A 1315-nucleotide genomic window follows, 5' to 3' on the forward strand; every position below is an offset into this window, starting at 1 on the left:
TCTTTCAAATAGGCATCGAGAGGCTTTTCTGAGCGCCACGAACTGGCAACTAAGGGCAGATCTCTGATCACTAAACCAGCAGACCAGATCTGATCACTTTCTACGTCTTCGGAGTTGACGCCAGTATTGCCGATATGGGGATAAGTTAGGGTAACAATTTGTTTAGCATAAGAAGGGTCAGTAAGGATCTCCTGATACCCTGTCATTGCGGTGTTAAAAACAACTTCTCCAGTGGTTTCTCCATCTGCGCCGATAGAAATACCTTTAAAAATGGAGCCGTCTTCAAGAGCTAAAATTGCGGGTTTAGTCAACACCAGTTCCTCGCGCTTGGCTAAGCAGTTTGATTATCGAATCGAAAGAAACCGTCTTTGGCGGGCCTGAGGCGTATCAAGTATGGTAAATACTTACAAAAAAGCGAGGCCGAATAAATTCCACCTCGCTTTTCTTATAATTCTTAGCGTACGAACGACGCTTTCCTCAAGCGGCGGCATTGTACACATTTCACATTTTTGTGTCTATGCAATTACATTCTTTTTAAAGGACTGCTACTTCAAATCAAGGACATCTCTCATTTCATAGAGCCCCGGATTTTGACCATCTAACCAAGCCGCAGCGCGAACAGCCCCATTTGCAAAAGCCATGCGACTTGACGCTTTGTGGGTTATTTCAACGCGCTCACCCTCACCCAAAAACATAACGGTATGATCACCCACTACATCACCACCTCTAACAGTAGCAAAACCAATCGTTTCTTTATCTCTCGCGCCAGTCTGTCCTTCACGGCCATAGACTGCAACTTCGCGCAGATTGCGACCAAGTCCGTCCGCAACGGATTGCCCCATAGCAAGTGCCGTACCCGACGGAGCATCAACTTTGTGCTTATGATGCGCTTCGTAGATTTCGACATCATACGCATCACCAAGTATCTCGGCCGCTTTCTGCAGAAGATTCAGGCACACGTTCACGCCCGTACTAAAGTTAGCAGCTTTACACATCGCCGCATGCGATTGGCAAGCAAGCAGCGTGCGCTCTTCTTCCGGAGTAAATCCGGTCGTACCAATCACGATACCTTTACCGTGCTCGGCACAAAGCGCAGCATTCACTAGAGTGGCATCAGGAGCTGTAAAATCGATCAGCACATCAAAATCATCAACAACGGCAGAAAGCTCACCAACANTTTTTACGCCATTTTTTCCCAGCCCAGCCAACTCTCCCGCGTCTGCACCAATAGCGGAGCTGTCTGGCAGCACGACAGCAGCGGTTAACCTTGCTTCCGATGATTGATCCAAAGCTTCGATCAGCATTTTACCCATTC

The 1315-nt window shown here is 47.6% G+C and carries 2 protein-coding genes; both read right to left on the reverse strand.

Translation table 11 applies throughout. The features are described from left to right. Positions 1–311, reverse strand: a 311-nt coding sequence (locus A3750_RS16205; RefSeq protein WP_304440201.1) for a carbamoyl-phosphate synthase domain-containing protein, incomplete at its 3' end; no start/stop codon positions are given. Between the two features lie 234 nt (positions 312–545). Further along, positions 546–1313, reverse strand: a complete 768-nt coding sequence (gene dapB, locus A3750_RS16210; protein ID WP_068548446.1) for a 4-hydroxy-tetrahydrodipicolinate reductase — start codon at positions 1311–1313, stop codon at positions 546–548. Positions 1314–1315 lie beyond the last annotated feature (2 nt).

It is taken from the genome of Oleiphilus sp. HI0079, from assembly GCF_001635105.1.